Here is a 4,689-nt window from a genome sequence, read left to right as displayed (position 1 = left end):
AAAGCACGTAGTCTTCATGGATTTCTGAGTGGAATTTACGCCTCACTATGTGCATATCAATTAACCCATCAAAATAAGCCAACAATTCAAATTAAGGAATCATCGGCTTAAGCAGGATCCGGGTTATATAGCTTAAATCGATTTCTATGATCAATAATATCCACTGAATCTCACACAACTGTTATACAGTTTCACGTATAATTCCATAAATTGCTCAATAATAAAAGGATGCTACAGATGGGTGCTCGTCATTCACGTTTGATTATTTTAGGTTCAGGACCTGCAGGTTATAGTGCTGCCGTTTATGCTGCACGTGCCAATTTAAAACCGACCTTAATTGCAGGTTTACAACTCGGTGGTCAACTTACGACGACAACAGAAGTAGATAACTGGCCGGGTGATCCGGAAGGTCTGACAGGACCAGCGCTCATGGAACGTATGCAGGCCCATGCAGAACGTTTCGGGACCGAAATTGTCTATGACCATATCAATGAAGTCGATTTAAGTGTGCGTCCATTCGTCCTTAAAGGCGATATGGAAGAGTTCACCTGTGATGCCTTAATTATTGCCACCGGTGCTACGGCTCAATACCTCGGTCTGGAATCTGAAGCCAAATTCATGGGCCAAGGCGTTAGTGCCTGTGCTACCTGTGATGGTTTCTTCTACAAAAACCAGAACGTGATGGTAGTCGGTGGTGGTAATACCGCAGTTGAAGAAGCGCTGTATCTTTCCAATATCGCCTCTCACGTGACCCTGGTACACCGCCGTGACAGCCTGCGTTCAGAGAAAATTCTGCAAGATCATATTTTTGCCAAAGAAAAAGAAGGCAAAATCAGCATTCTCTGGAACAACCAGGTCGATGAAGTCCTGGGTGATGCACAATCTGGTGTGACTGCCGTACGTTTGAAATCTACTGTCGATGGTTCAACCCAGAATGTAGATGTATCTGGTATGTTCGTGGCGATTGGTCACAAGCCAAATACGGGCATGTTTGAAGGTCAGTTAAACTTGCGTGATGGTTATATTCAGGTTCAAAGCGGTACTGCCGGTAACGCAACCCAAACCTCTGTACCGGGCGTATTCGCAGCTGGTGACGTGGCAGACAGCGTCTATCGTCAAGCGATTACATCAGCTGGTTCAGGCTGTATGGCAGCCCTAGATGCTGAAAAATATCTGGATGCCCTAGGTGAATAATTTTGCCTAAAGCACGAGCCGCCCAATCCGGGCGGCTTTTTTATGTATGATAGAGATCTGTTTCGATTCAGAGTAGCTGTATGACCGCACTTGCACCCTCACAATTTATTTTCCCCCATCCTGATGAAGCTGATCCACAGGGTGAAGGACTGATTTGTATTGGTGCAGACCTGTCCCCCTCGACCCTGTTTGAAGCTTATACCCACGGCCTGTTTCCGTGGTTTTCCGACGGTGATCCGATTTGCTGGTGGAGTCCCGAGCCGCGCTGCATTATCCGCCCTCAGGATTATCATCCAAGCAAGTCACTGCTGCGTAACATGAAAAAAGGTGATTACCGGATTAGCATCAATCAGGCCTTTGAACGGGTGATTCGCTGTTGTTCGCTGCCACGGGCCTATGCCAATGACACCTGGATTTCCGAAGACATCATTCAGGGCTATATTGACCTGTTTGAGGTCGGTTATGGCTATAGTGTCGAAGTCTGGGAGCAGGATGCGCTGGTCGGTGGTTTGTATGGCGTCACCATTGGCCGCGGCTGCTTTGGCGAGTCAATGTTTAGCCAGCGCACAGATGTCTCTAAAATGGCGTTTTATACCTTAATGCTGATTGGCCGCGACAACGCCCTGCCCTGGATTGACTGCCAGCTGGTCAATGACCATCTATTAAGTCTGGGCGCCTGTACAATAACTCGCCAAGCATACTTAAAATCGTTACAAGATGTTGTAAAACAGCCGGCGATAGATTGGAAAAAATACCAGGACAGTGTATTTTCAAGTAAAACAATAGCGCAAAACGACTCACTGGATGAATAAATAAAGAGGGATTGCCATGAATTCATATCACCCAAAATCCCTGCTAAATGATTTGCAGTATTACATTACCCCGCCGCACGATTGTAGTTATTTATCTGAAAAATCTGCACGCATGGTATTTTTAGACCCTGCACATAAAATTGATGTCGTAACCCTGTCTGAACTGTCACGCATGGGCTTTCGTCGTAGCGGTGACTTTGTCTATCGGCCGGAATGCCATTTATGCCGTCAATGTCTGTCTTCGCGCGTGCCGGTACACGAATTTCAAATGAACAGCACCCAGAAAAAAGCCTGGAAACGCAATCAGGACCTGCACGTCACCATCCGCTCTACCCAAGAAGCCAATGAACAGCATTATGCGCTGTATGAGCGTTATATTAATGAACGCCATGCCGATGGCGATATGTATCCGCCAAGTCAGGATCAGTTTGAAAAATTTCTGGTGCACAGCTGCACCGACAGTTTCTTTTTAGAGCTTTGGCACCAAGACCGGCTAATTGCGGTCTCGACCTGCGACCTGCTCGATGATGGCCTGTCTGCGGTGTATACCTTCTTTGATCCGGATGAAAACCGCCGCTCCTTGGGCGTATTTGCGATCTTAAAGCAGATTGAACACACCCAGAAACTCGGACTGCCTTATGTTTATTTAGGCTATTGGGTGCCGCATTCCAATAAAATGAATTATAAATCGCAGTATGTACCGCTGGAATTGCTGATTGATGGCCAATGGCGCCGGCTCAACCGCAGCTTAAGCAGCGAAGAAATCCGGCAATTGGGAAACTCTCTCATGACCACCCTGCCCAGTGGTTGGAATAATTCGATTATCAAATAAAACCCAATAATTTTAAAAATTAAGGTGATGAGAAGAGCGCGGCAAAATCATCACTACAGGCTTTAACCATAATAACCGCATGTTCACGTGTGCCATCCGGATTTGGATAATAATTTTTGCGCACATCAATCTGATGAAAGCCAGCTTTTTCATACAGACGGATAGCCGCGGTATTGCTTTCACGCACTTCCAGAAAAATTTGTACCGGCTGATTCGGCAACTGCTCAATCGAATGCTCCAACAGCTGATAACCTAGTCCCTTCCCCTGCTGGTCAGGCGCAACCGCCATCAGCAACAGGTTGGCTTCATCCAGCACCGGCTGCAAAATACAGAACCCGACCAGCTGTCCTTGCTGCTCGATTACGGTACATTGATAGCTGTCTACCGCTTCAGCAAACTGTTTCAAGCTCCAGGGATGGCTTTGTACCTGTTGCTCAATGTTAAATACACTATGGATATCAGCGTGTTGCATTAAACGAATCATCTTCGTTCATCATCGGTCAAAACAAAGTTCGCATTATAAGAGCTCTGGATAAAAAATCGAGCAAAAAAAAGGGCAATTTTCATTGCCCCAAGAGTCAACACCGTTAGAAGCCCAATTTGGCTTTCCATGTGTCCAGCAGACTGACGGTATCTAAATCGTTCGGATGAAAGCCCGGGCGGAAATATGCCAGCATCTCACGGCCCATACCGGTAATAATGCCCTTAGAGGGACTATAAGCATAGGTATAAATGGCCTTGAACGCCTCCAGATTTAGCTGTTTGTCTTCTTTTAACAGACGGAACAGGAAATAGTTTTGCACCACAAATAAGGTCAGCATGGCGGCCACCAGTGAGCTGGTGCGCAGTAAATAGGCTTTGGTGCCTTGGCCGAATACACCCTCAAACACATCATAAGCTACCGCTTTATGCTCGTTTTCTTCAATCGCATGCCACAGCCACATGGTTTTCATGGTGTCATCGCTCATCAGTTCCTGAATATGCGAATTACGCAGCAACTGGGTGGCAATGGTCGCGGTAAAATGTTCCAGTGCGGTGGTTGCAGTCAAATCAACCATTTCTTGGGTAATGCCAAAGGGTTTACCGACACCGGCAAATACCTTACGCGCACCTTGAATCACTTTATCGGTATAACGATCTAAACGTTCTACATCATGGCCATATTTTTGTGCCGAGGCATTAAAGCCAACATGCTCCTGGGTATGCATGGCTTCCTGGCCAATAAAGGCTGAAATTTCTTTTTGCAGCTCCTGATTATCTTTAATTGCCGGGTGGTAACGCACTGCACGTACACTATCAATAAAGAATTTTTCACCGGCTGGAAACAAGGCAGATAAAGCGGTCATAAAATGCGTCAGGCCAGCCGAACCTTGCATCCAGTATTCTGGAACCTGATCAAACTCAAACGCCATACGACGCACAGGGAAACTGGCACCTGCGCGGTTGGTAATATTTACTTTAGCATTCATGACCTCAACTCCTTTCAAGTGAAGCGTCTCACCTGAAACTTTTATTTATTTTCTTCAGCTTTATCTTACGTGGTTCTGATATTGGGATAAGTGCAGTTAAGGTCAGGCGAATATCAGTTTAGGACAGCTTGCAGTTAAATTGTCTGACAATTTAATCTGCAAAGATAAAAAAAGCGTCCCAAAGGGACGCTTTTTTCACACTATAGAAGTGATTATGCAGTTACTTTAGAAACTACACCAGCACCTACAGTACGACCACCTTCACGGATCGCGAAGCGTAAACCAGCGTCCATTGCGATTGGGTGGATTAATTCTACTGACATTTCAACGTTGTCGCCTGGCATAACCATTTCAACGCCTTCTTTCAGCTGGATCGCACCAG

5 protein-coding genes and 2 pseudogenes are annotated in these 4,689 nt (G+C 46.1%); 4 read left to right on the top strand and 3 right to left on the bottom strand.

Annotation, left to right across the window (positions count from 1 at the left end):
* From FTU86_RS13685 to FTU86_RS13670, 4 genes and pseudogenes are all read left to right on the top strand, one after another.
* A pseudogene (locus FTU86_RS13685) lies at positions 1-111 on the top strand (IS982 family transposase); the annotation flags it as partial.
* A 126-nt stretch (positions 112-237) separates the two neighbouring features.
* Positions 238-1,194 (top strand): thioredoxin-disulfide reductase, encoded by a 957-nt coding sequence (trxB, locus tag FTU86_RS13680; protein WP_016659465.1) that lies wholly within the window; start codon positions 238-240, stop codon positions 1,192-1,194.
* Between the two features lie 80 nt (positions 1,195-1,274).
* The gene (gene aat, locus FTU86_RS13675) at positions 1,275-2,006 is read left to right on the top strand and encodes a leucyl/phenylalanyl-tRNA--protein transferase (RefSeq protein ID WP_180048604.1); all 732 of its coding nucleotides are present in this window, start codon (positions 1,275-1,277) and stop codon (positions 2,004-2,006) included.
* Between the two features lie 16 nt (positions 2,007-2,022).
* Positions 2,023-2,838, top strand: a complete 816-nt coding sequence (locus tag FTU86_RS13670) for an arginyltransferase (protein WP_180048603.1) — start codon at positions 2,023-2,025, stop codon at positions 2,836-2,838.
* 19 nt (positions 2,839-2,857) lie between these two features.
* Here FTU86_RS13670 and rimI read toward each other — a convergent pair whose 3' ends face one another.
* From rimI to FTU86_RS13655, 3 genes and pseudogenes are all read right to left on the bottom strand, one after another.
* Positions 2,858-3,322: a ribosomal protein S18-alanine N-acetyltransferase gene (gene rimI, locus FTU86_RS13665; RefSeq protein WP_160242862.1), complete on the bottom strand. Its 465-nt coding sequence runs from the start codon at positions 3,320-3,322 to the stop codon at positions 2,858-2,860.
* Between the two features lie 103 nt (positions 3,323-3,425).
* Complete coding sequence (locus FTU86_RS13660; RefSeq protein WP_045796116.1) at positions 3,426-4,307, bottom strand: metal-dependent hydrolase; 882 nt, start codon at positions 4,305-4,307, stop codon at positions 3,426-3,428.
* A 212-nt stretch (positions 4,308-4,519) separates the two neighbouring features.
* A pseudogene (locus FTU86_RS13655) lies at positions 4,520-4,689 on the bottom strand (elongation factor Tu); the annotation flags it as partial.

The organism is Acinetobacter sp. YH12155 (assembly GCF_013418255.1).
Taxonomy (GTDB): domain Bacteria; phylum Pseudomonadota; class Gammaproteobacteria; order Pseudomonadales; family Moraxellaceae; genus Acinetobacter; species Acinetobacter indicus.
Note: the sequence above shows the minus strand (reverse complement) of the source record. Positions and strands in the feature narration are given on the sequence as shown.

Coding starts and splice junctions, on each gene's coding strand:
- aat (WP_180048604.1), top strand. CDS start 1,275: ATGACCGCACTTGCACCCTCACAATTTATTTTCCCCCATCCTGATGAA.
- trxB (WP_016659465.1), top strand. CDS start 238: ATGGGTGCTCGTCATTCACGTTTGATTATTTTAGGTTCAGGACCTGCA.
- FTU86_RS13660 (WP_045796116.1), bottom strand. CDS start 4,307: ATGAATGCTAAAGTAAATATTACCAACCGCGCAGGTGCCAGTTTCCCT.
- FTU86_RS13670 (WP_180048603.1), top strand. CDS start 2,023: ATGAATTCATATCACCCAAAATCCCTGCTAAATGATTTGCAGTATTAC.
- rimI (WP_160242862.1), bottom strand. CDS start 3,322: ATGATTCGTTTAATGCAACACGCTGATATCCATAGTGTATTTAACATT.